Annotated in this window: 15 protein-coding genes; 6 read left to right on the top strand and 9 right to left on the bottom strand. The window is 67.6% G+C overall.

Going from position 1 to position 24,370, the window contains the following annotated elements:
- Nucleotides 1-1,460: hypothetical protein (locus OUA97_RS13300; protein ID WP_267232383.1), on the top strand; the 1,460-nt coding region annotated here is incomplete at its 5' end.
- Nucleotides 1,461-1,462: 2 nt separating this feature from the next.
- On the opposite strand, the gene OUA97_RS13295 is transcribed toward OUA97_RS13300, so the two are convergent.
- From OUA97_RS13295 to OUA97_RS13285, 3 genes are read right to left on the bottom strand one after another with little or no spacing between them, the layout of a single operon-like run.
- Nucleotides 1,463-2,644 (bottom strand): amidohydrolase family protein, encoded by a 1,182-nt coding sequence (locus tag OUA97_RS13295; protein ID WP_267232382.1) that lies wholly within the window; start codon nt 2,642-2,644, stop codon nt 1,463-1,465.
- Between the two features lie 8 nt (nt 2,645-2,652).
- Nucleotides 2,653-3,426, bottom strand: coding sequence for a hypothetical protein (locus tag OUA97_RS13290; RefSeq protein ID WP_267232381.1), 774 nt, complete (start codon nt 3,424-3,426; stop codon nt 2,653-2,655).
- 13 nt (nt 3,427-3,439) lie between these two features.
- The gene (locus OUA97_RS13285) at nt 3,440-4,228 is read right to left on the bottom strand and encodes a DUF2092 domain-containing protein (protein WP_267232380.1); all 789 of its coding nucleotides are present in this window, start codon (nt 4,226-4,228) and stop codon (nt 3,440-3,442) included.
- Between the two features lie 194 nt (nt 4,229-4,422).
- Here OUA97_RS13285 and OUA97_RS13280 point away from each other — a divergent pair, with 194 nt between their 5' ends.
- Both OUA97_RS13280 and OUA97_RS13275 read left to right on the top strand, forming a co-directional pair.
- A complete protein-coding gene (locus tag OUA97_RS13280; RefSeq protein ID WP_267232379.1) occupies nt 4,423-6,345 on the top strand; it encodes a pyrroloquinoline quinone-dependent dehydrogenase in 1,923 nt (640 codons plus the stop codon).
- 69 nt (nt 6,346-6,414) lie between these two features.
- On the top strand, nt 6,415-7,827 hold the full coding sequence (locus OUA97_RS13275) for an aldehyde dehydrogenase family protein (RefSeq protein ID WP_267232378.1): 1,413 nt from the start codon (nt 6,415-6,417) through the stop codon (nt 7,825-7,827).
- A gap of 104 nt (nt 7,828-7,931) precedes the next feature.
- On the opposite strand, the gene OUA97_RS13270 is transcribed toward OUA97_RS13275, so the two are convergent.
- Nucleotides 7,932-9,347: an FGGY-family carbohydrate kinase gene (locus OUA97_RS13270; RefSeq protein WP_267232377.1), complete on the bottom strand. Its 1,416-nt coding sequence runs from the start codon at nt 9,345-9,347 to the stop codon at nt 7,932-7,934.
- 122 nt (nt 9,348-9,469) lie between these two features.
- Between OUA97_RS13270 and OUA97_RS13265 the strand changes: the two genes are divergently transcribed.
- The 3 genes from OUA97_RS13265 (at nt 9,470) to OUA97_RS13255 (ending at nt 13,752) form a co-directional block, all read left to right on the top strand.
- Complete coding sequence (locus OUA97_RS13265; protein ID WP_267232376.1) at nt 9,470-11,560, top strand: bifunctional rhamnulose-1-phosphate aldolase/short-chain dehydrogenase; 2,091 nt, start codon at nt 9,470-9,472, stop codon at nt 11,558-11,560.
- Between the two features lie 23 nt (nt 11,561-11,583).
- Entirely contained in the window at nt 11,584-12,876 is a 1,293-nt protein-coding gene (gene rhaI / locus OUA97_RS13260) for an L-rhamnose catabolism isomerase (protein WP_267232375.1), read from the top strand.
- An 81-nt stretch (nt 12,877-12,957) separates the two neighbouring features.
- Nucleotides 12,958-13,752: a DeoR/GlpR family DNA-binding transcription regulator gene (locus OUA97_RS13255; protein WP_267232374.1), complete on the top strand. Its 795-nt coding sequence runs from the start codon at nt 12,958-12,960 to the stop codon at nt 13,750-13,752.
- Here OUA97_RS13255 and OUA97_RS13250 read toward each other — a convergent pair.
- The 5 genes from OUA97_RS13250 to OUA97_RS13230 all read right to left on the bottom strand — a co-directional run bounded on the left by OUA97_RS13250 (nt 13,721) and on the right by OUA97_RS13230 (nt 24,349).
- A complete protein-coding gene (locus tag OUA97_RS13250; protein WP_267232373.1) occupies nt 13,721-14,989 on the bottom strand; it encodes a sugar MFS transporter in 1,269 nt (422 codons plus the stop codon). The genes OUA97_RS13255 and OUA97_RS13250 overlap by 32 nt on opposite strands.
- 12 nt (nt 14,990-15,001) lie before the next feature.
- Nucleotides 15,002-18,109 carry an alpha-L-rhamnosidase gene (locus OUA97_RS13245; RefSeq protein ID WP_267232372.1) on the bottom strand — a complete coding sequence of 1,036 codons (3,108 nt, stop codon included), beginning with the start codon at nt 18,107-18,109 and terminating at the stop codon, nt 15,002-15,004.
- Between the two features lie 86 nt (nt 18,110-18,195).
- Entirely contained in the window at nt 18,196-19,767 is a 1,572-nt protein-coding gene (locus OUA97_RS13240; protein WP_267232371.1) for a tannase/feruloyl esterase family alpha/beta hydrolase, read from the bottom strand.
- A 577-nt stretch (nt 19,768-20,344) separates the two neighbouring features.
- The gene (locus tag OUA97_RS13235) at nt 20,345-22,036 is read right to left on the bottom strand and encodes an AMP-binding protein (protein WP_267232370.1); all 1,692 of its coding nucleotides are present in this window, start codon (nt 22,034-22,036) and stop codon (nt 20,345-20,347) included.
- A 60-nt stretch (nt 22,037-22,096) separates the two neighbouring features.
- Complete coding sequence (locus OUA97_RS13230) at nt 22,097-24,349, bottom strand: TonB-dependent receptor (RefSeq protein ID WP_267232368.1); 2,253 nt, start codon at nt 24,347-24,349, stop codon at nt 22,097-22,099.
- Nucleotides 24,350-24,370: the final 21 nt, after the last annotated feature.

Below are 24,370 nucleotides of genomic sequence, written 5' to 3'. Positions count from 1 at the left end.
CAAAGAACCCCCCCCGCCGGGCCCCCCGCCGGCCGCCCCCCGGCGCCTCGGACGCGGCGCTCGCCGACATCCGCCGCGAGATCGAGGCGTTGAAGGCGGAGTCGGCCGCCGCCAAGGCCGCCGAGGAAGCCCGCGCCCGGCGCATCGACGCCCTCTCGCGCCAGTTCAGCCTCGTGGCCGGCGACCCCGCGCCGCCGCCGCCGCCCCCTGACGCGCAGCCGAACCTCCAGCTCAGTCAGCGTTCCGAGGCCCCGCCCAAGGGCGCCAAGTGGGGCGGCTTCGAGCCCGGCAAGGGCGTGATCCTGATGCGCTCGGACGCCGGCGAGGTGAACCTCGGCCTGGTCAGCTACCTGCGCTATCTGAACCAGCACGGCATGGACCACACCTATACGAGCACCTTCGGCCAGCCCTTCGACGTCACCCCGCGCGAGGACTTCCAACTGGCGAAGGTGCAGATCACCCTGCGCGGCTGGCTGTTCGATCCGCGGTTCGGCTACAACGCCTATGTCTGGACATCCAACGCCAGCCAGGGGCTCGGCGCCCAGGTGGTCGCCGCCGGCAACCTCAACTGGACCTTCAACGAACACTTCAAGGCCTATTTCGGGATCCAGTCGGTGCCCTCGACCCGTTCGACCAACCGCACCTTCCCCTACTGGCTCCGCAACGACAACCGGCCCATCGCCGATGAGTTCTTCCGCGGGTCCTACACGCAGGGCGTCTGGGCCGACGGCAAGATCGTCGACGGCCTCGAATACCGGGTGATGCTCGCCAACAACCTCAGCGCGCTCGGCGTCCAAGCCCGCCAGCTAGACGCCAACATAGACACCTTCTCCGGCGCCCTGACCTGGATGCCGACGACCAAGGAGTTCGGGCCGGCCAACGGAATGGGCGACTTCGAAGACCACCAGAAGCTCGCGACCCTGTTCAGCGCGCACTACACGCACAGCACCGAGACGCCGCAGTCGCAGCCGGGCACTGAGTCGATCGAGAACACCCAGATCCGGCTGTCCGACGGGACCCTGATCTTTAACACCACCGCCTTCGGGACGGGGCGGATCACCGAGGTCCGTTATCAGATGATGGCCCTGGCCGCGGCCTTCAAATACAACGGCTACGCGCTGGAGGGCGAATACTACGCCCGCTGGCTGGACCCGCTGAAGTTCGAGGGCGTCATTCCCCGCGACGACTTCTTCGATCAGGGCTACTCGCTCCAGGCCTCGGCCATGGTCATCCCCAAGACGCTGATGCTCTACGCTTCGGGGTCGCAAGTTTTCGGCCAGTACGGCGATCCCTGGGACCTCGCCCTCGGGCTCAACTACTACCCGTTCCAGCGCCGCGATCTGCGGGTGAACATGATGGGCCTGTGGGTCAAGAACTCGCCGGTCGGCTACACGGCCTATCCCATTCCCGTCGGCGGCAACGGCTTCACCTTCGTCACCGACTTCTCGCTGGCCTTCTGAGGCTAGCGGCCGGCCCGGCAGACCGGCGGCGCGACGTAGTCCAGGTTCAGCAGACGGAAGTAATTCTCGCCCAGCGCGATCTGGCGGAACGCCTCGTCGTTCAGGCGCCGGTTGACGCGGCTCGTGATCTCCAGCTCCTTCCAATACTGCTCGAACGGCTTGTCGCCGGCGGCGACGAAGTCCGAGCCGTTCAGGATCCGGGTCGGATAGGCGTTGAACAGGTCGATGAAGTCCTGCCCGTACTGGTAGTAGGCGTTGTAAATCACGTCCCACGATATATCGAGCATCAGGTTCGGATAGGTATCCAGCGCCTTGCGCATGATCGCCACATGCAGCTTGGGGTTCATCTTGGTCAGCTCTTTCGAGAGCCCCATGTGCGCCCAGACGATCTTGTTGTTCGGATAGGTCTTCAGCACGTGCTGCATCAGCGGCACGAACTTGGTCGGCTCGGCGTCGTTGCCCAGGTCGGCGTGGACGGTGAGCGGGATGCCGCGCTGCTCGAGCACCTTCATGAACGGGGCCCAGCGGTCGATGCTCTCGAAGGTCGGCGGCTCGAAGCCGTTGCCCAGCAACGCCTGCTTCATAACGTTGGCCTCGCCCATCCAGGCGAACATCCCCGGAAACTCGCGGTCGTAGAGCTTGATGGTCTCCACCGCGCCCTCGGGATGGGCCAGATCCACGAACGTCATCGACAGCGTGATGTGGACGTTGTCGTGCGGATAGACCTTCATCTCCTGCCCGTTGACGAAGTCGTTCTTGATGCTGGGCAGCGCCTTCACCCCCGGGCAGTTCAGGTAGTAGGTGCAGTCCGACTTCATATCGAGCGACTGGCCGATGCCCATATAGGTCACGAACCGCACCCCGGCCTTGTCGAAGTACTGGAAGAGAGTCGTCGGCTCGATCGCCTGGCCGCCGAACGGCCGCGGATGGAAGTGCGCGTCCGACACCCCGGTATAGGGTTCGGTCCGGCGGTCGAAACACTTCGGGGCGGGGTTGGACTTGGCGAACGACGCCAGGCTGCGCGTGAAGGTCGGGACCGGCGGGGTGGGGTCGGGCTTGGCGACGCCGGCTTGGGCGGCCCCGGCTTGGGCGGCCCCGGCTTGGGCGGCCGCCGGGCCAGGCGCAGCCGTCAGGACCAGGAGGCCGGCGGCGAACGCGGCTCGCCAGAAACGCGCATCGATCATCGGCGGCCCTATTGCTGCGGCGGCGGAGGTTGCGGCGGGGGTTGGTCCTGGGCCGGATCCGGCACCGTTACATAGACCACCGTGTCGCCCTCGTAGCGGGGCTCGTAGTACATGCCGCCGCAGTAATAGTAGGACGTGTAGTAGGGCGAGCAGCCGTACGGCAGCGCATAGTACATCGAGCCGTAGACCGCCGCCGAGGTCACCGCCGCAGCGGCGCCGAAGGCGACTCCGGCGCCGATCGGATGGTCGTCCCAGCCGCTCCAGCCCCAGTCGTTGTCGGCGTCGATATTGATGTTGTTGCCGGCGTTGATGTCGCCCCGGTTGATCGTGTTGTTGTTGCCGCGGTTGCCGTCGCCGCGCGCCGGCAGCTGGCCGGCGTCGGCGCGGCCGCCCTGCCCTGCGGCGGGGCGATTTCCGGCATAGGCGCCTTGCCCGGCGGCGGGACGATTGCCGGCGGATGCTCCCTGGCCCGCGGCCGGGCGGGCGCTGGCGTTAGCGCCCTGGCCCCCGGCCGCACGCGCGCTGGAGCCGGCCTGGGAGCGTCCGCCGCCATAGCTCGACCGGTTCATCGAGCTGCTCTGTCGCGGCGGCACGCTCATGCTGCGCGAGGCACCGCCCATGCTCCCGCGGCTCATCGACGAGCCGCGGCTCATGCTCGACATGCCGCCGCCACGCAGGCCGCCGCCGCCGCGGCCGCGCGCATAGCTGTCGAACGCCGCCATGGCGACGATCGAGACGATCGCGGCCCCGAGGGTCGCACGGTAAAGGGGCGCCTTGGACATGATCGCGGCCTCCTCAGCGCTGCGCCATCAGCCGGATCGGCTTGGCGTCGCTTGCGGGCGTGAAGGTGAAGTCCTGCTGCGTCAGCTGCGGGTTCTCGGTCCAGCTCAGCCGCGCGACATAGGTCGGGCCGGTCGGGTCGGTCTTGTCGATGATCACCAGCTTCTTGGGCAGCGGCCGCTCGCCCTTCTGGATCCAGACCTGCCAGTCCATGTCCTTTTCGCGGAACGCGTATTGTTCGGTCGCCACCCCGTCGATGGTCGCCGGCCCGACCACGAAGCCCGAGATCAGCTGGTCCTCGCGGGTCTTGTCGCCGTTCCAGTGGAACAGGTCCTCCAGCGGCAGCGAGATCCCGTACCGGTCGTGGATGGCGTCCAGCGTGGCGATGTTGCTGCCGGGCGCGGGCACGGTCGCATAGTATTTCAGCTCGGGCGCGGAGATCGTGAAGGTCTTGCCGTCATAGATGAAGGTGCGGTTCTTGATGTCGCTCTTCAGGTCGATGACGAAGCCGTTCGGCCGCCGCACCTTGTAGGTGGTCACCCCATCCAGCTGCAGCCGCTGCCCGTCGACGGTCACCACCTCCAGGGTGGTGTTCGCGGTCAGCCCGAAGGTCTTCAGGGTGTCCAGGTACGCGCCCATGCGCTTCAGCGCCTTCAGGGCGTCCTCCTCGACCTCCTGCGGCGGCAGCTCCGCCCCGGCCCCCGGCGCCGACGCGGCCGGCGCGGGCTTCGGCTGGGCCAGGACGACCTCTGGACCTGCAAGTAGAAACGCGACGGAACTGACGATGGCCGGAAGGGTCCGCATGGTCGTTCTCTGGGTTCGGCGAGGACCGGCGGGCCGGCCCTCCTGCTGTCCATGATTGTCCGCCCGTCGGCGCCCCCTCGCCATCGGTAGAAACCCTAGGCGCGCGCCCCGCGATCCTCACCACTCGCCCCGCCCGGCTCGCCGCTCGTCCCAGGCCGCTTCTCAAGGCCGCGGCCGGCGCGAAACATCGGGCCATGATCCAGCGTCTCGCCGTCGCCGCGCTTTGCGCCCTCGCCGCCTGCAGCCCGCCGGCGGCCCCGCCCGCCGCGGCCCCGGAGGCCGACTGGCCCTATTACGGCGGCGACGCCGGGGGTCAGCGGTTCTCGCCCGCCGCCCAGATCACCCCGGCCAACGTGAAGGGGCTGAAGCTCGCCTGGACCTACTCCACCGGCCACATGAAGACCCATGCCGACGCGGTCCAGCGTGCGGCGTTCGAGGCGACCCCGATCCTGGCCGGCGGCCGGCTCTATCTCTGCAGCCCGTTCAACGTCGCCAGCGCCCACGACCCAGCAACCGGCAAGGCGCTCTGGACCTTCGACCCGAAGATCGAGGCGGCCCTGCGCTATCCCAACAGCTTCAACTGCCGCGGCGTCGCCTACTGGCGCGATCCCGCCGCCCCGGCCGACGCCCCCTGCGCCGAGCGGATCTTCATGGCGACCAACGACCGGCGGCTCTTCGCGCTCGACGCCGCCAGCGGCCGCGCCTGCCCCGGCTTCGGCCAGGCCGGCCAGGTCGACGCCATGCCGGGCGCGCGGCTGGCCCGCCCGGACGGCGCGCAGATCACCTCGGCCCCGGTGGTGATCGACGGGATCGTCGTGGTCGGCTCCTCGATCGACGACAACCAGCGGGTCCGCGAGACGCCCGGCGCGGTCCATGCCTTCGACGCGGTCAGCGGCGCGCTACGCTGGACCTACGACCCGCTGCAGGCGGCGGGCCCCGGTGTCGTCGCCGGCGCGGCCAACGTCTGGGCCCCGATGTCCGCCGACCCGGCCCGCGGCCTGGTGTTCCTGCCGACCTCCAGCCCCAGCCCCGACTTCTACGGCGCTGCGCGCCCCGGCAACGCCGCCCACGCCAACTCGGTGGTCGCCGTCCACGCCGCCACCGGCCAGGTCGCCTGGGCGTTCCAGACCACCCACCACGACGTCTGGGACTACGACGTCCCGGCCCAGCCGACCCTGGCCATGCTCGGCTACCGCGGCGGCCCGGTCCGCCCGGCGGTGATCCAGACCACCAAGCAGGGCCTGGTCTTCACCCTCGACCGCGAGACCGGCCAGCCGATCATCCCGGTCGAGGAGCGCCCCGTCCCCCAGGGCGGCGAGGTCGGCGAGGTGCTCTCCCCCACCCAGCCCTTCCCGGTGGCGCCCGCGCCGCTGGCGCCCAGCCGCATCACCCCGGACGACGCCTTCGGCCTGACGCCCTGGGACAAGGACGCCTGCCGCAAGCTGATCGCCGGGGCCCGCAACGAGGGGCTCTACACCCCGCCCAGCACCAAAGGGACGATCCTCTACCCCTTCACCGGCGGCGGTTCGAACTGGGGCGGCATCGCCTTCGATCCGCGCCGGGGCGTGGCGTTCATCAACACCTCCTCGGCCCTGCACAAGGTCACCCTGGTCCCGGCCGGCAAGGTCGCCGGCGAGAAACAGGCCAACCCCGACCTCGAGATCAGCCCCCAGGCCGGCGCCCCTTACGGCATGCGGCGCGAACTGCTGCGCTCGCCGCTCGGTCTGCCCTGCAACCCGCCGCCCTGGGGCCTGCTGAGCGCCGTCGACATGACCACCGGCCAGGTGCTCTGGCGCACCCCGCTCGGCGCCACCGGCGACCTGGCGCCCGGCTCGCAGTTCTTCGTTCGCGGCGTCGGCACGCCCAATTTCGGCGGCCCGATCGCCACCGCCTCGGGCCTGGTGTTCATCGGCGCGGCGATGGACGACTACCTGCGCGCCTTCGACGCCAAGTCCGGCCGCGAGCTCTGGAAGGGCCGCCTGCCGGCCGGCGGCCAGGCCACTCCGATGACCTATGTCTGGAAGGGCCGCCAGTACGTGGTCATCGCCGCCGGCGGCCACGCCAAGGGCGACACCAGGCGCGGCGACAAGGTCGTGGCCTTCGCCCTGCCCGACTAGATCCCGGCTTGACCGCCGTTGCGTAACAGGCCGAGCGTGGCGCGCAAAATTAGGAAGGAACGCTCCGCCATGACTGCTACGCCTGACTTCAAGCTCCTGATCGGCGGCCAACTGGTGGCCGGCGACGCGACGATGGACGTGATCAATCCGGCCACCGAGCAACGCGTCGCCGTTTGCTCGCGCGCCTCCAAGGCCCAGCTCGACCAGGCGGTCGCCGCCGCGAAGGCCGCGTTCCCGGCCTGGGCCGCCACCTCGATCGACGAGCGCCGCAAGGCGCTGCTGGCCATGGCCGACGCCATCCAGGGCGCCGCGCCCGAGCTCGCGCGCCTGCTGACCCAGGAACAGGGCAAGCCGCTGCAGGCGGCGATGGGCGAGGTGTTCGGGGCTGCGGCCTTCTTCCGCTACTTCGCCAGCCTCGACCTGCCGGCCAAGACCGTCCAGGACGACGCCACGGGCCGCGTCGAGATCCGCCGCAAGCCGCTCGGCGTGATCGGGGCCATCGTGCCCTGGAACTTCCCGCTGATCCTGATGTCCTTCAAGGTTCCGGCCGCCCTGCTGGCCGGCAACACCATCGTCCTGAAGCCGGCCGCGACCACGCCGCTCTCGACCCTGAAGATCGCCGAACTGGTCAAGGACCTGGTCCCGCCCGGCGTGCTCAACATCATCGCCGACGCCAACGACCTGGGCGCGGCGATCACCGGCCACCCCGACATCCGCAAGATCAGCTTCACCGGCTCTACCGAGACCGGCAAGCGGGTGATGGCCGGCGCCGCCGACGCCCTCAAGCGCGTCACCCTGGAGCTGGGCGGCAACGACGCGGCCATCGTGCTGGACGACGTCGACCCGGTCGAGACCGCGCCGAAGATCTTCGCCGCCGCTTTCCAGAACTCCGGCCAGGTCTGCATCGCCGCCAAGCGGGTCTACATCCACGAGAGCATCTACGACGCCATGTGCGAGGAGCTGGCCAAGCTCGCCGATGCGGCCGTGGTCGGCGATGGCCTGGAGCAGGGCACCCAGTTCGGCCCGCTGCAGAACAAGGCCCAGTTCGACAAGGTCCTCGACTACATCGAGGCCGGCAAGCGCGACGGCAAGGTGATCGCCGGCGGCGCCCGCGCCGGCGACACCGGCTACTTCATCCGCCCGACCATCGTGCGCGACATCACCGACGGCTCCAAGCTGGTCGACGAGGAGCAGTTCGGCCCGGTGCTGCCGCTGATCAAGTTCAAGGACGCCGCCGACGCGGTGGCCCGCGCCAACGCCTCGGACTACGGCCTCGGCGGCTCGATCTGGGCCAAGGACGCCGAGCGCGCCTGGGACCTCGCCGCCGGCATGGAGTCCGGCACGGTCTGGATCAACAAGCATGCCGACCTGCAGCCGCACCTGCCGTTCGGCGGGGCCAAGCTCTCCGGCGTCGGCAGCGAACTGGGCGAAGAGGGCCTGAAGGAGTTCACCCAGGTCCAGGTCCTGAACATGGCCCGCTAACGGCGCGCGGCGGCCCCGGCTTGCGCCGGGGTCGTCCCCTTCTCGCCCAGCAATGAAGGTTGAATCAGCGTTCCGCCCGGCTCGGAATCCCGCTCCGCTCCCCGCTAGCGCCGAGCCGTCCGCCCCCTGTGATCATCCCCCTGCGCGAGCGCGCGCCAGCGGCGAACGTATTGCGAAATGTCCAGAGGAAGCGGGGTGACAGGCGTGAGCGGCGAGGCCGAAACAAGGCTTGGCCTCAGCAGCCGCAGGGCGCCATAGGGCACATCGTCCTGGGCTTTGGAGACATAGACACTCTGCCGAGCACGCAAGGCGGCGAGGGCCCGCACGAAGACCTGAGCCTCGGCGAACCGCCCCTCGATCACCAGCCGCTCGCGTGAACCGACAAGATCGAGGACGACGTCCGCCATCAGGGCCAGATAGAGGCCCACGGCGGCGGCGCGGTCGAGTTGGTCGTCAGGCTCGTTCTCCCATCCGCCCGGGCCATCAGGGAATGGTCCGACGCCGCGCACGACGCCGGGCAACGCGAACACGCCACGCTCGATCAGGGCCGGCAGTCTGCCGATCAACACGTCGGAATCGTAGTTTTCGGTGAGGGCGGAGATGTCTGCCCCAACGAGCAACTCGGCCTCCCTGCCCCCCATGAAGCGAGCCGACGGCGCAGGCCGGCCATCGGCATCGACATTGATCAGGCAATCACGACTCTCGACGAGGTCGTGGGCCGCCACGTTCCCGTGATCGGCCAACGAGCGCATCGCCACGAACCAGGTGCCGGTCGACAGGATGGTGGCGTCGCCCATCGCGATCTCTGCATGCCCTCGGGCCGCCAGCAACGCGGCGTTGCTGTCGTGGAGCCCGCAATGGATCTGGCAGGTGACAGGCAGTCCGGTGCGCTTGGCCCACGCTGTGCTGATCGGCCCCAGGACATCGGCCGCCGCCCGCAGGGGGGCCAGCCGCTGCGCCCAGCCGCGTGCGATAGCCATTGCGCTATGGCGGCCATCGCCAGGGCGCCATAGGTCGGTGTGACAGCCAAGGCTAGTCAGTTCGCTGGCCGTCTGCCCGCACAGCAGCCAAGCCCAATACTGCGGCCAGGTGACAATCTGCAGATCTCGCGGCCAAGGGGCGGTCAGCCGCTCCAATCGATGCAACTGCATCCCAAGGTTCAGGCCTTGGGGCAGCCGTGGCGAACCGGTCAGCGCGAAGGCGTCACGGCCCCGATCATAGTCTGCGCGGTCGGCCGGATCGGGTTCCTCCTCATAGTCCATCGGCGGCGTCCAGAGCCGGCCATCCTGGATCAGCGCCGCGGCGGCGCCGTGTGCGACCGGGATGATGGCCCCGACCTCAGCCTGGTCCGCAAAATCTCCTAGGGTGTCGGCCAACCAAGCTTCGACCCCCGCGGCGTCGAGGACGCGATAGCGATCCGACTGGACAACGACGTTGGCTCGTGACCGCCGCTCCAACAAGGCGCCGCCCTCATCCCAAAGGGTGAGCTTGGCGTTGGTTTTGCCCACGTCCAGCACCACCACGGCTCCACCGCTCAAAATTCCACCCCGCGATCTATTTTGATCATTTTCTATCGAAGATGATTGCGACGCGCCAGCGCCCTGATTAGCATTGCCTCATGAGCAGTCCCGTCGAGAGCGCCGTGAGCGACAGCGCCATCCGCTTTCAAATTCCCGCGTCCCGATGGTCGGATGAAACCGCCGCGGCCCTCTCTCCCGCAGAGCTGTTGCTCTATCGCTCGAACCTGCTGGGGTCGGACCTGACGATCACGAACTTTGGCGGCGGCAACACGTCGGCCAAAATCCTGGACCGAGATCCGCTGACCGGCGCAGCCACGACGGTCCTATGGGTGAAGGGTTCGGGCGGTGACATCGGTTCGATGCAGCTGGACGGCTTCTCGACCCTCTATCTCGGCAAGCTTCTGCAGCTTGAAGGCCTTTATCGCGGTGTCGAGCACGAAGACGAGATGGTGGGCTACCTGCCCCACTGCACGTTCGACCTGAACCCGCGCGCTGCTTCCATCGACACCCCGCTGCACGCCTATCTGCCCTTTGAACATGTCGACCACGTTCACCCCGACGCCGTGATCGCCCTGGCCGCTTCCTCCGGCGGCGAGGCGGCTACGCGGGAGATCTATGGAGGCGAGGTCGGCTGGCTCGACTGGAAGCGGCCGGGTTTCGATCTTGGCCTGCGCCTGCGCGACTATGCGGCCGCCAACCCCGGGCTGCGCGGAGTCATGCTGGCCGGCCACGGGATCATCTGCTGGGCCGAGAGCTCAAAGGCCTGCTACGACAACACCGTCGATCTGATCGCCCGCGCGGCGGCCTATCTGAACGCCAAGCTTGCCCTGAAGCCGGCCTTCGGCGGACGAGCCGTGGCGCCGCTCCCCTCCGACCAGCGCGCCCAGATCGCCGCCAACTTGGCGCCCCGGCTTCGAGGCCTGATGACCGGTGCGCAGGGAAAGATCAGCCATTTCAGCGACGACGCCGAGACCCTGGATTTCGTCGGCTCCCAGGACTTCCTGCGGCTGGCCGCCATCGGCACCTCCTGCCCCGACCACTTCCTGCGCACTAAGATCACGCCGCTGACCCTGGACCCGGCCCGGATCGGCAACGACGCCTATCTGGCCCAGGCGCTGGAAGCCTATCGCCAGGGCTACGGCGCCTACTACGCCCGCAACGCCGGACCGGCCGACCCGAAGATGCGCGACGCCAATCCCGTGGTCGTGTTGCTGCCCGGCGTCGGCCGCTTCACCTTCGCCGCCGACAAGACCACGGCCCGCCTGGCAGGTGAATTCTATGCCAACGCCATCAATGTGATGCGCGGCGCGAACGCCATCGGCGACTATGTGGGCCTCCCGGAATCCGAGGCTTTCGCCATCGAGTATTGGGCCCTGGAAGAGGCCAAGCTGCAGCGGATGCCCAAACCCAAGCCGCTGGTCGGCAAGGTTGCACTGGTCACCGGGGCGGCGGGCGGGATTGGTGCGGCCTGCGCGACGCGACTGCTGAGCGAAGGCGCCTGCGTTGTTCTGACCGACCGTGATGTGGCGGCCCTGTCGACGACCGGCGACGAACTCCGGGCCCGCTTCGGCCACGACGTGGTCCGCACTCAGCTGTGCGACGTCACCAGCGAGACTGACATCGCTGCGGCCTTTGAAACCGCCGCCCGCGAATATGGCGGCCTGGACATCCTGGTGGCCAATGCGGGCCTAGCCTCCTCGGCGCCTATCGAGGAGACCACCGTCGAGCTCTGGAGACGCAATCACAGTGTGCTGGTCGAGGGCTATTTCCTGGCTAGTCGCGCCGCCTTCCCGCTGATGAAGCGGCAGCATGGCGGGGCCATCGTCTTCGTCGGCTCGAAGAACGCGCTGGCCGCTACGCCCAATGCCGCAGCCTACGCCTCGGCCAAGGCTGCATCGCTGCACCTGGCCCGCTGCCTGGCCCTGGAAGGCGCCGAGCACGGCATTCGGGTCAACACGGTCAACCCAGACGCAGTGATCCGAGGCTCGCGCATCTGGGACGGCGACTGGCGCAAGGAGCGCGCGGACGCCTACGGCATCGACGCCGGTGATGAGCTTGAGGAATTCTATCGCAAGCGCTCGATGCTGAAGCGCAACGTGTTGCCGGACGATATCGCCGAGGCGGTCTATTTCCTGGTCTCCGACGCGGCGTCGAAGTCCACGGGCAACATCATCAATGTCGACGCCGGCAACGCCCAGGCGTTCACGCGCTAAGATCGACAACGGAGCACGGCGACATGACGGGACTTCCCCTCTGCGGCGACCAGATCGCCGACCACAACGCCGCGCGCTACGATGCTCTGCGCGACGAGTATGACAGCCTGGGCCGCGCGCTCGAACGGCGCGGGATCGACGTGGAGGCGGTGAAGGCCAAGGTGGCCGACTTCTCAGTCGCCCTGCCCACCTGGGGCAGCGGGGTCGGCGGCACCCGCTTCGCCAAGTTTCCGATTCCCGGCGAACCGACCAACATCCACGAGAAGCTGGAGGACTGCGCCGTGGTCCAGCAGCTGGGCCGCGCCACGCCGCGCGTCTCGCCCCATTTCCCTTGGGATCGTGTTGCTGACTATGTGGGTCTGCGTGAGGAAGCCTCCGCGCTCGGCCTTGGCTTCGACGCGGTAAACTCCAACACCTTCCAGGATCAGGAGGGCCAAACGCTTTCCTACAAGCACGGCAGCCTGACCGCGACCGCCCCCGCCGTGCGCGCCCAGGCGATCGAGCACAATATCGAGTGCATCGAGATTGGGCGGGTGCTGGGCTCCAAGGCCCTGACCGTGTGGCTTGCGGACGGAACCAACTTTCCAGGCCAACAGAGTCTGGGCGCGTCGCTGGACCGATATCTCGACAGCGCGAGCCAGATCTACAAGGCGCTCCCGACGGATTGGCGGATGCTGCTGGAGCACAAGATGTTCGAGCCAGCCTTCTATTCGACGGTCATCTCCGACTGGGGATCGAGCATCCTGGCCGCGCAGCAATTGGGGCCCAAGGCCCAGTGCCTAGTGGACCTCGGCCACCATGCGCCGAACGTGAACATAGAGCAGATCGTCGCCCGCCTGCACCGCTTCGGAAAGCTGGGCGGCTTCCACTTCAACGACAGCAAGTACGGCGACGACGACCTGGACTGCGGCAGCATCAACCCCCACCAGCTGTTCCTGATCTTCAATGAGCTGGTCGAGGCCGAGCTCGCGCCCCGCGACGGCTTCAACCCGGCCTACATGATCGACCAGTCGCATAACGTCACCGATCCGATCGAAAGCATGCTCTCCTCAGCCGAGGCCATTCTGGGCGCCTACGCCAAGGCCGTGATCGTTGACCGTGAGGCCCTCCGCCATGCTCAAGCCGACAACGACGTGATGATGGGCTTCCAGGCGCTGCGCCGCGCCTACCGCACCGATGTCAGCCCGATCCTGGCCATGGCGCGCCTGGAGGCCGGAGGCGCCATCGACGTGCTTGATATGTATCGGACCAGCGGCTGGCGCGATCGCAAGGCCCAGGAGCGCAAGGCTGTCAGGCTTGGCGCCGGGATCGTCTGAACCGACGAAATGATCGGAGTTGATTGCAGTCGGCCGCAAACCGACTGAAATAGGCCTCGCAATCAATCATCGAGGACTCGCATGCACGCCGCTGAACGCGAGCAATTGATCCTGCAGATGCTGCAGGAGCGCGGCTTCATCGGCTTCAAGGAACTCGATCGCCGGGTCGACGCCTCGCCGGCCACCCTGCGCCGCGACCTGGAACGCCTGGCCTCCGAAGGCCACATCGTCCGGGTCCGCGGCGGCGCGCGTCTCGCCGAGATTGAAACGCCGGCGGAGGGCGACATCCAGCGCCTCACGGGCGTCCCCTTTCACGAAAATATCGGCCGCCAACCACAACAGAAGGCCGCCATCGGCCGAGCGGCGGCCGCCCTCTGTCGGCCGGGCGAAGCCGTGATCATCGACGGCGGCTCGACCACCTTGCAAATGTGCCCGCATCTCGAACCGCTGGGCCTGCAAGTCCTGACCAACTCGCTGCACATCGTCAGCGCCCTCCTCCCGCAGCCGAACACCCGCATCTCGATCCCGGGCGGACAATTGTTCCGAGAACAGAACATCGTCCTGGGCCCCTTCGACGAGGATGGGGTCAGCCGCTTTCACGCCACCCGGATGTTCATGGGCGCCCAGGCGGTCGGCCGCCATGGCGTGATGCAGAGCGACGTGCTGCTGGTCCAGGCCGAGCGCCGGCTGCTGAGCCAAGCCGACGAGATCGTGCTGATGGTCGACAGCGGCAAGTTCGCAGCCTCCGCCGCCCACGTGCTGTGCGCGCTGGAGGATGTCGCGATCCTGGTCACAGACGACGGCCTCGGCGACGAGGCGGCTCAGTACGTCGAGCGAGCCGGCGTCAGACTGATCGTGGCGCCGGTCGACCGGTAGGCCGCTCTGCGCCCTTCCAGCCGTAGAGCGCCACGACCGCGAAGCATACGGCCGGCAGAAGGAAGGCGGTCGCGGTTGCGTGCTGCTCGGCGATCAAACCCATCGGATAGGGCAACAGCACCCCGCCGCCGATGGCCATCACCATGATCGAGGATCCTCGCTTGGTCGCGGGGCCAAGGTCGGCGACGCCGAGCGTGAAGATGGTCGCAAACATGGTCGACATGAAGAAGAAGCTGGCGATCAGGGCGATAGCCGAAATCTTGTCGATCCCCGCGGCGACCACCAGGCAGAGGACGACGTTGACCGCGCCATAGAGGGTCAGCACGGCCCGGGGGCGGAACTTCAACAAGAGGGCTGTGGTGGCGAACCGTCCGATCAGATAGGCGGCCGCGGCGATCGACAGCAGGAAGGCGCCATCGCGCGAACTCAGTCCTGACCAGGTCTCGACGACTAGGTTGATGAAGAAGGCGCCGATGCCCACCTGGGCGCCGATGTAGAGGGCCTGGGTCGCCACCCCGAACACGAAGTGGCGCTGCGCCCACAGGCGCTGGCCCTGGCCGGCCTCCCCCTCTGCGGACGGATAATGAACGGCGTCGCGGATCTCCGGCAGATGGGCTCGGGCCACCACGGCGGCGAAGATCAGCACCATGACCGCGATCACCAGATAGACCAGTTGCACGGCCCGCTGCTCGCCGCCGGCCGCCTCGGTGAGGGCGCCGCCGAAGAACAGCGAACCGCCGATCAGCGGGCCTATGAACACGCCGAGCGCGTTGAAGGATTGGGCGAGGTTGAGCCGCTGCGGCGCCCGTTCGGGCGCCCCTAGGACGTTCACATAGGTGTCGGCGGCGGTCTCCAGGAAGCAGAGGCCGCTCGCCATCACGAACATCGAGCCGACGAAGTAGGGAAAGCTGGCGGCCTGGGCCGAGGGGATGAACAGCAAAGCGCCCACGGCGGTGACAGCCAGCCCGAAAACGATCCCGAACCGGTAGCCCTTGGCCTGCAGGAGGAGCCCGGCAGGCAGGCTCATCATCAGATAGGCGCCGAAATAGGCGATCTGCAGCCAGGTCGACTGCGCCTTGCCGACGTGCAGCGTCTCCTGGAAGTGCTTGTTGAGCACGTCGAGCAGCCCATAGGCCAACCCCCAGATCAGGAAGCAGCCGATGGCGAAGGCCAGCGGCCCCCTCAAGGCTCGATCGGCTACGGGGTTTGCCGTCGACGCCACTGTCTCGATCGTCATCGCTCTCTTCCCCTAGCCAGCGGTGAAGCGGTGAGCGCCGGGGCCGGCCGCCAGCACCGCCTTCACGGCGTCGCGGCTCACGAGCCGCACTTCGCTAGAATCTTCGACCGGCTTGCCGCCGACCCGCACGGCGACGCTCGCGGCGGCCGGAATGTGGATTTCCGCCGTGCTGTTGGGCGGCACGCTGACGTCCAGGGTGAAGCCGGCGTGGCCCCGCTTCCAGCTGGTCGATATCCGGCCCATGACCGAGTCGTAGGTCCCGCCGCCATCCGGCAGGCGAGCGTCGTCCAGCGGGCGGATGCGGATCCGCTCGAAGCCTGGCGTCAGCGGCTCGATGGCGGCCAGGCGCCGGTAGAGGAACCCAGCCACCGCGCCGAAGGCATAATGGTTGTACGAGTTCATGGCGACGTCGCCGGTGTCGCCGTTCCAGCGCTCCCACACCGTGGTCGCCCCCTTCGCGACCATGTGCCCCCAGGACGGGAACGCAGTCTGTTTGAGCAGGGCGACGGCGACGTCCTCATGGCCGTGGTCGGCGAGGGCGTCGAGGATGTAGGGGGTGCCAAGGAAGCCGGTGTTGAGCCGGTAGCCGCGCCCGACGATGTCGTCGGCGAGCCTCTTCGCCGCCAGCGGCCGCAGAGCCTCCGGCAGCAGGCCGAAATGGAGCGCCAGAATGTAGCTGGTCTGGCTGTCGTTGCCGATGCCGCCGTCGCCTCGGACATAGGCCTTCTGAAAGGCCGCCCCGATGTTCTGGCGCAGCTCGGCGTAGCGCTCGGCGTCCGAGGTGCGTCCCGTCGCCCGCGCCATCTGCGTCATCAGTTCGGCGTCGTAAGCCCAAAATGCGGTGGCGATCAGGTCTTTGGGGGTGGTCGGCGACTTGGGGGTGACGGCTTCGGGCGAGAGCCAATCACCGTAGTCGATGCCGCGCCGCTTGCTCCACAGGAAGTCCGGATTGGCGTCACCGATGTGCTTGAGCCATGCCTCCATGGCCGCCCAGTTTTCCTCGATCACGCCGGTGTCGCCGTACTGGCGATAGAGCGTCCAAGGCAGGATCACCCCGGCGTCGGCCCAGCCCGGCGATCCGTCCCAATTCGCCGGAAACGGCGTCACGTCTGGGAAGGAGCCCTTGACCTGGGCCGAGCGCGCATCGCCCATGAACCGCCGCGTGAAGCCGTCCACGTCCATGGCGTAGCTGGCCGTGTTCCAAAACACCTGGGCGTCGCCCATCCAGCCCATCCGCTCGTCGCGCTGCGGACAGTCGGTCGGAATGCCGACCAGGTTGGACCGCTGGCTCCAGAGCGCGTTGCGCCAGATCCGGTCGATCAGCGGGTCGGACGTTTTCAGCACTCCGGTGATCGCGCAGTCGCTGTGGATCACGACGCCTTCGATGGCGTCCTTCGGCGGCGTTCCCGGATAGCCGGTCAACTCGACATAACGGAAGCCATGATAGGTGAAGCTGGGCTCGTAGACCTCGGTCCCCTGCCCCTTCAGCACATAGGTGTCGCTGGCCCGCGCGCCGCGAAGATTGGCGGTGTCGATGTGGCCGTCGGGGCTGACCACCTCGGCGAAGCGCAACAGGACCGGGGTTCCCGCCGCGCCCTTCACTTTCAGCCTCACATGGCCCGAGAAGTTCTGGCCGAAATCGTAGACATGTACGCCGGGCGCGAGGGTCTTCATCGAGGCCGGCGCCAGGCGCTGGGTCTCGCGGATCGGCGGCGCGACCTGAGCGGCGAAGGCGAGTGCCGGGGTTTCGACCTTTCGGGTTGGCTCCCAGTTGGCGGCGTCAAAGCCAGGCGACGCCCAACCGGTCTGCTCGCGCCGCGCGTCATAGACCTCGCCATTGTAGATCTCGGCGCTCAAGATCGGCGAGGAGCCCGCGCGCCAGGCCTCGTCGGTGATCAGCCGCTCGATCGTCCCGTCGCCATAGGTCAGTTCGAGTTGGGCCATCAGCCGGTTGGGCGGCGGACCGAAACTCCAACGGCTGTTGTTCCAGCTGAACGCGCTGCCATACCAACCATCGGCCAGGATGACGCCGATGGCGTTGTCGCCCTTCTTGATCAGATCGGTGACGTCGTGGACCTGGTAGAGCACGCGCTTGCGGAAATCGGTCGATTCCGGCGCGAGCTTTCCCGTCCCCACCCGATGGCCATTGATGTGCGCCTCGTAGCCGCCGAGCGCAGTAGCGTACAGCCGCGCGCGGGCCACGGGCTTGCGCACCGTGAAGTCGCGCCGCAACAGCGACGCCGGCCGCGCCGGCCAAGGCGGGCTAAGTCCCCACCCCTGGGCCGATCCGCTCGGGGACCAGCCGTCGTCGGTGGTCCAGTCGGCGCCCTCGGCTGGCCGCGTGCGCCAGTCGGTGCTGGAGACGATCCGCAACACGCGGCCGTCCGCCAGGGTGACCCGTAGGAGCGCAGCCAAGACGGCCGGCGTCTTCGGCAGGGCGGCTGGATTTGTCGCGATCTCGACGCCCAGCACATTGGCGCCGGCTTGCAGCCGATCGCCGGTGGAGAGCTCGCGCATCGTACCCCACAGGGGGCGCCAGTCCGGCTGGGGCAATTCAGCGCCATTGAGCCAGACCGTGGTCAGCTCATCCTTGCCGGCGACGAGAAGTTCGGCGCGCACCGGCGTCTCGGGCAAGTCGAACTTCAGCCGAAATCGGCGCGGCTTGACGTCCGCGCCAGTGTTGCCGAACAGCCAGATCATGCCGGCTTTGCGGTCGTCCTCGGCTTCGGGGTCGGGCGCGGCGATCCAGTCGGCCTTCCAGTCGGCCTTCTCAAGCAATCCCATTTCCCAGGACGACGAGGCGCTGACGATCGGCATGGCGGCGCTGGCCGTCCAGACGCTGACCCGCCATGCAAGACGCTGCCGCGACGCGAGCTTCGGCCCGGCCCAAGCGACGTCGAAACTTCGGGAGGTTTCAACCCGCCCGCTATCCCAGAGCCACGGTCCGGAGCCAAGTTCAGCCTCGGACGCCGCGACAACGATCCGATAGGCGGACTGGCGCAGGCCTGCCGCCTTGCCATCCAACCGCCACGAAAAGCGCGGCGTGAGGTTCTCAAGTCCGAGCGGGCGGTCGAGATAATCGATGCGAAGGTCGACGACCTTGGCGGCAGGCGCGGCCATCGCCGCCCCCACGCCCGCCGGGCTGGCTCCGGCGCCCATGCCGGCGGCCATCAGAAACGAACGGCGCGATACACCTCGCCCCTCCCTCATTTGCCAGGAACCTTGCAGGTGAAGCTCGCGGCTTCGTCAGTCGAACCCTTGCCGTCCCAGACCGCGATCTTGGGATAGGCGCAGAGCGGACGGGTGCGCAGGGGTTTGGCGCCCGGCATATCCAGCAGGCTGGCGTATTCGTTGTCGTACTTGGTGGCGATCACGCGATCAGGCGCTTGCCCCTTCTCCACCCACTTGGCCACCGCCTCGAGCATGTCGAAGGTGTTCGGACCAGGGCCGCCGAGGCAGTGCGAGACGCCCGGAGCCATGAACAGGCGCGCGAAGCTGTCGGTCTTGGCTGCGCCGGTCTTGGCGCGGACGGCATCGAAATACTCGATCGACGCGTACGGGCTGATGGCCGCGTCGGCCCAGCCGTGGAACATGATCAACTTGCCGCCGCGACGATGGAAGGCCGACAGGTCGGGGTTGTCAGAGGGGAGGATATCGCCAACCGCAGCCTTGGCGTCGACGAGGGCCTTGCCCAGATCGAAGTCGGCCGGGAAGTCCCAGGCGGGGTCCGAATAGACCATGTTGCGGAAGAACGAACGGGCGAAGCCCGGGTGCTGAGCCTTGGCGCCGGTGATCCACAACGGCCAGGCGTTCGGAACGGCCTCGCCGCCCGCCGGGAAGCCGGCGAAGAGCTGCTTGCCGCCAGCGTCGCGCGGGCCCTGATAGAGGGCGCGCAGGGCGGTGACCTGGGGCGCGGTCAGGCAATCGGGGCCGTCGCCGGACTTGCACTGAATGGTGTGCGGATCGAAGCGGCAGGCCCGCGGGTCCTCGATCACGCCGTCTTCGACGCCGTCGATCTTGTCGCAGAGCGCCAGGGCGGCGGCCTGGATCACCGGCAGCTTCTCGTCGGGGATCATGCTGGCCGGGTTGACGTGGGCCGACTTCCAGGTCCAGGCCATCGAGGTCATCAAGCGCAGCCAGGCGTTGGCCGGAGCGCCGGCGACGATGCCGTCAAAGTCGCCCGGATAGCGCTGCGCCTCCATCAGCGCCTCGCGGCCGCCGTCCGAGCAGCCGTGGAAGTATGAGTACTTCGGGCCAGAGCCGTAATAGGCGGCGGTCACGGCCTTGGCGAACTCGGCGGTGACGTGGTTGGCGCGATATCCGAAGTCGCGGATCAGTTCAGGTTGGTTGAGCGCCCAGGAGGCGTCCTCACCCGTGCTGCCGTCGCCGCTGTGGCCAAGATCGGTGCCTGCAGTGACATAGCCGCGATGCAGGGCGGGCCGCATGGCCAGGCGCGGCTGGCCCAGGCTGCCGCCGTAGCCGCCATTGCCGGTGGCCATGAAGCGGCCGTTCCAGTCCGACGACGCCGGCAGCCAGACCTCGACCTTGATGTTCGAGGCCGGCGTCGGCCTCAGCGTCGCCTCGACCCGGCAGAAGGCTTTCATGGTCGGCAGCGGTGGAATCCCGAACACGCCGATCTCCACGCCTTCGCCGGTCGCATAGGGCTTGGCCGAGGTGATGGTCGCGTTCTTCAGCTTCAGGCCGGCGAGATCGGCGCAGTCGGCGGCGTGGGCCGCCCCCGCGGCCAGCAGCGCGCCTGCTCCGGCAGCAAGGGTCATGGCCCATTTCGAACAATTCATGGCCGGGGTGCTCCGTAGGTGCATCACGTGGTCGGGACAGGGGTAAGGCCGGCTCGGGCGGTGATCTCCGCGCCCCTCTGGCTGTGGGTCTCGCGACCGAGCGGATAGAAAAGGATCAGGAAGAGAGATCAGGCCCGCGGTCGCGGCCGGGATGCCCAGGCCGTCGGTGCAGGAGAGCAGCAGGTAGGGCCCAGCCGCCTGCCAATAGACTTGAAGCCGAAGTCCCCGGCGCCGAAGGCGACCTTCCAGGCGACCGTCAGCCGCGCTCCCCGTGCCATGCCCACTCCCCCCTCGCTCATGCACAGCGCCTCTCGGCAACTCGGCCGGACGCTTTATTCACCAGTTGTATAACGAACGCACAATGGCGCCGGGAGAGGAAATGTCAAAGCTTCAGATCGATGTTCGCGCAGAGAATTTCGACGATCTTGCTGGACGCCAAGTGATCCTGCGCGGAGTCAATCTGGGTGACGACCGCAAGGTCCCCTGGCCGATGGCGCACCGGCCGGCCCAGCGACTTTTCCGGCGGTCGCAGTGCGTCAGGCCGGCTGGCTGATCGTCAGGCGGTGGCCTGCTCGGCCAGACCGAGTTCGGAGATCATCGCGGCGCGAATCTCGAACTTCTGGATCTTCCCAGTGACGGTCATCGGGAAGCTCTCCACGAACCGGACATAGCGCGGGATCTTGTAGTGGGCGATCTGCCCCCGACAGAAGTCGACGATCTCGACCTCGGTCGCGGTCTCGCCGGTCCGCAATTTCACCCAGGCACACAGCTCTTCTCCGAAACGGGGATCTGGCACGCCGACGACCTGGACGTCCTCGACCTTCGGATGGCGGAACAGGAACTCCTCCACCTCGCGCGGATAGACGTTCTCTCCGCCGCGAATGACCATGTCCTTGATGCGGCCGACGATGTTGCCGTAGCCCTCGTCGTCGATCACCGCGAGGTCGCCGGTGTGCATCCAGCCCTCGGCGTCGACCGCCTCGTCCGTCTTCTCCGGCTCATCCCAATAGCCCAACATCACCGAGTAGCCGCGGGTGCAGAGCTCGCCGGCCTGGCCGCGCTGCAGAACAGCGCCGTCACCGCCCACCACCTTGACCTCCAGGTGCGGATGCACCCGGCCGACAGTCGAGACCCGCCGGTCCAGCGGATCGTCGCAAGCGGTCTGGAAGCTGACCGGGCTGGTCTCGGTCATGCCATAGGCGATGCCGACCTCGCGCATATGCATGCGGTCGATGACCTTCCGCATCACCTCGATCGGACAGGGCGATCCGGCCATGATTCCGGTGCGCAGCGACGACAGGTCGAAGCTGTCGAACTGCGGGTGTTCCAGTTCGGCGATGAACATGGTCGGCACGCCGTGCAGGGCGGTGCAGCGCTCGGCCTGCACGGCCTGCAACACCGCCAGCGCGTCGAAGCCCTCTGAGGGATAGACCATGGTCGCGCCATGAACCACGCAGGCGAGGTTGCCCATCACCATGCCGAAACAGTGGTAGAGCGGAACCGGAATGCAGAGCCGGTCGCCTGCCTGAAGCCCCATGGCTCGCCCGACGAAATAGGCGTTGTTCAGGATGTTCCGGTGCGACAGCGTCGCGCCCTTGGGCAGGCCAGTGGTGCCGCTGGTGAACTGGATGTTGATCGGCTGATGGCGGTCCAGATGGCGCGAGATCTTCGCCAGCTGCTGGACCTGCTCGGCGCCGGCCAGCCCGGCGACCGCCTCGAAATCGATCCAGCCCGGCCGAGCCTCGCCGCCGATCTTGATGAGGCTCCGAAGGTCGGGCAACCGCGCTGAGCTGAGGGCGCCAGGCGCCGAGCCGGAGATCTCGGGCGCCAGGGTCTCGATCATCCCGGCATAGTCGCTGGTCTTGAAGCGCTCTGCGGCGATCAGCGCCTTCACCCCCACCTTGTTTAGCGTGTACTCGACCTCGGACAGTCGGTAGGCCGGGTTGATGTTCACCTGGATCAGGCCGACCCGCGCGGTGGCGAACTGGGCCAGCGCCCATTGGGCGCTATTTGGTCCCCAGACCCCGACTCGGTCGCCTGGCCGAAGTCCAAGGGCCAGCAGCCCCGCGGCCAGAGCGTCGGCCCGGCGGCCGAGTTCGGCCCAGGTCCACCTCACGCCTTGATGGATCGAGACCAGCGCCTCGGCGTCGGGCGACCGTTGCACGGCGAGATCAAGCGCCGCGCCGATCGTGTGTTCAAGCAGGGGCGGTGTCACCGCCCCGCGCACCAGACTGAGGTCTTCGGCCACTAAGGGACACCCTTCGAAAGGCGGGGGCGGAGCCCAAGGCGCCGCCCCCAGGGGAGGATGCTAGTATCGCACGTTCAGCGCCACGCCGAAGCGGCGGAACGCGTCGCCCGTGAGCACCTGGCTATAGGAGCCCGTTCCGCCGAACGGCGTGCTGAACAGCGCGCTGGGGAAGCGCTCGTCGGTCAGGTTCTTGCCCCAGATCGACAGCCGCCAGCGACCGTCCTGGGTCTCGACGCCGATGCCGCCGCTGAGGATCCCGTAGCTGCCGATGACCGTGGCCGGGTCACCGTTGGCCGAGGCGTTGACCTCGCTGCGCCACGAGTAGTCGGCTTGGATGAAACCGTCGAAGCCCTCGGCGATGGGACGCTGGTAGGCGCCTGCCAGCGCGAATTTCCATTCCGGCGAACCTGCCAGGCGCTGACCGGAGGGGTCATAACCGAGGACAGGGGGCAGCAGTGGCGGGAAGCCGGGAGACACCACCTCGCATTGGCCAGGTCCGATGGGCTGGCCCGGATAGCAGTCGATGAAGCCGAAGTTCCCATACTCGGCCTCCAGCCAGGTCCCTGCCGCATTGATCAACAGGCCCTCAATGGGTGCGGCGGTAATATCGACCTCGACGCCGCGGGTCTTCAGGTCCCCAGCGTTGATGGTGCGGAACGCTGGCGGGGTCACCGAGAAGTCGACCGTCTGGGCTTGGTAGTCCTCGAACTTGGTGTCGAAGACGGCGACGTTCAGGATCGCGCGGCCGCCCGGCAGCACGGTCTTGAGACCGAGCTCATAGCTCATCGGATATTCGGGTCCGACCCGCTGGTCCTGCAGCGGACTGGACACCGCCGTCTGGTTGAAGCCCGGTCCCTTGTAGCCACGCGAGATCGTTGCATAGGCCATGGTCACCGGGGTGATCTCGTACTGGGCGCCCACCCGCCAGGAGACGTTGTCCTCCTTGACGGTGTCTGAGAACGCCACCGCCGGCCCGATCGGCAGGAAGCCAGGCTGGGCGTACTGGTCGAAATCCAGCGAGACGCTGTCCTTGGTGTAGCGGCCGCCAAGCAGGAGCCGCAGCTTGTCGGTGGCGTGGAACGTCGCTTGGCCGAAGATCGCCTGGCTCTTGGTCACCACGTGATTGTCGATAATCCGATTCAGCCGCGGCAGGGGGAAGACGCCAAAGGTGCCGGCCTGGTCTGTCGTCTGGTCGGTGGTCATCTTGAAATAGTAGAGGCCTGCAACGTACTCGAGGCGCTGGCCCGTCGGCGAGGCGACCCGCAGTTCCTGGCTGAACTGCCTGATGTCCTGGTCGCTCAGATTGGTGTTGAGGATGTTGATCGGCAGGCTGTCGGAGTCGCCGCTGCTGTCATCGAAATCGCGTCGCGTGGCGGTGATCGAGGTGAGCCTCAGCCCGTTGGACAGCTCCCAGTTGACCGTGGCCGACAGACCATAGTTCTCCCGATCCTTGAGCTGCGGCCCGTCGATGCAGAGGTCGGCGTTTTCCGGCGACGGCGTGACGCCGCAGGCGGCCAGAGCCATGGCCATTGGTGAACCAGGCACGACCTTATAGGGCGACCAAGTGATCGATTGCTCCTGATCGCCGTAGTCCCCGGCCAGCAGCACGTCGAAATTGTCCGTCGGCCGCCAGAGGAACTTCACCCGCCCGCCGAACTCGTCATTGCCGTTGAAGCGACGGCCGTCGAACTTGTTGTGAAGCACCCCGTCCAGCTTGTTGACAAAGCCGCCGATGCGGACCGCCGCGGTCTCGCCGACCGGCAGGTTCACGGTGATGTCGGACTTGTTGTAGCCGCCCTCCCCGAGGTTGAAGTTGCCCGCCCCCTCGACCGCGCCCAGGCGCGGGTTGTTGGTGACGATGCTGACCACGCCGGACGAGGCGTTCTTGCCGAACAGCATGCCCTGCGGCCCGCGCAGGATTTCGACCCGTTCGATGTCGTAGAAGCTGCCGAGCGCCATCTCCGGCCGGCCCAACACCACGCCGTCGATCACCGTCGAGACGGTCGGCTCGATCGAGGTCGAGAAGGTCGCGGTGCCGACGCCTCGGATCGAGGTGCCGAACGAGGTCGCCTCGAAGCTCGGAACCACCAGCTTGAGCTGATCGATATTGGAGATGTTCTGCCGCTCCAGGCGCTCGCCGGAGGCGACGCTGACGGCGATCGGCACGTCCTGCAAGCGCTCTTCGCGCTTCTGGGCGGTGACCACCACCTCGGTCAGTTCGCTCGCCATGCTCTCCTGCGCCTGCGCGGCGCCGGCGGAGATCAGCAAGGCGAGGCCAGCGCTCGAAAGCAGCGCCTTCTTGAGATTTAGCATAGTCCCCCTCCCGTTCTGGGT

This window comes from Phenylobacterium sp. 58.2.17 (assembly GCF_026411515.1).
GTDB lineage: Bacteria > Pseudomonadota > Alphaproteobacteria > Caulobacterales > Caulobacteraceae > Phenylobacterium.
Note: the sequence above shows the minus strand (reverse complement) of the source record. Positions and strands in the feature narration are given on the sequence as shown.

What these genes read in the sequence shown, in the direction of transcription:
- OUA97_RS13230 (WP_267232368.1), bottom strand. Translation starts at nt 24,349, where the DNA reads ATGCTAAATCTCAAGAAGGCGCTGCTTTCGAGCGCTGGCCTCGCCTTG.
- rhaI (WP_267232375.1), top strand. Translation starts at nt 11,584, where the DNA reads ATGACGGGACTTCCCCTCTGCGGCGACCAGATCGCCGACCACAACGCC.
- OUA97_RS13250 (WP_267232373.1), bottom strand. Translation starts at nt 14,989, where the DNA reads ATGACGATCGAGACAGTGGCGTCGACGGCAAACCCCGTAGCCGATCGA.
- OUA97_RS13285 (WP_267232380.1), bottom strand. Translation starts at nt 4,228, where the DNA reads ATGCGGACCCTTCCGGCCATCGTCAGTTCCGTCGCGTTTCTACTTGCA.
- OUA97_RS13295 (WP_267232382.1), bottom strand. Translation starts at nt 2,644, where the DNA reads ATGATCGATGCGCGTTTCTGGCGAGCCGCGTTCGCCGCCGGCCTCCTG.
- OUA97_RS13255 (WP_267232374.1), top strand. Translation starts at nt 12,958, where the DNA reads ATGCACGCCGCTGAACGCGAGCAATTGATCCTGCAGATGCTGCAGGAG.
- OUA97_RS13245 (WP_267232372.1), bottom strand. Translation starts at nt 18,109, where the DNA reads ATGGCCGCGCCTGCCGCCAAGGTCGTCGACCTTCGCATCGATTATCTC.
- OUA97_RS13275 (WP_267232378.1), top strand. Translation starts at nt 6,415, where the DNA reads ATGACTGCTACGCCTGACTTCAAGCTCCTGATCGGCGGCCAACTGGTG.
- OUA97_RS13290 (WP_267232381.1), bottom strand. Translation starts at nt 3,426, where the DNA reads ATGTCCAAGGCGCCCCTTTACCGTGCGACCCTCGGGGCCGCGATCGTC.
- OUA97_RS13280 (WP_267232379.1), top strand. Translation starts at nt 4,423, where the DNA reads ATGATCCAGCGTCTCGCCGTCGCCGCGCTTTGCGCCCTCGCCGCCTGC.
- OUA97_RS13240 (WP_267232371.1), bottom strand. Translation starts at nt 19,767, where the DNA reads ATGACCCTTGCTGCCGGAGCAGGCGCGCTGCTGGCCGCGGGGGCGGCC.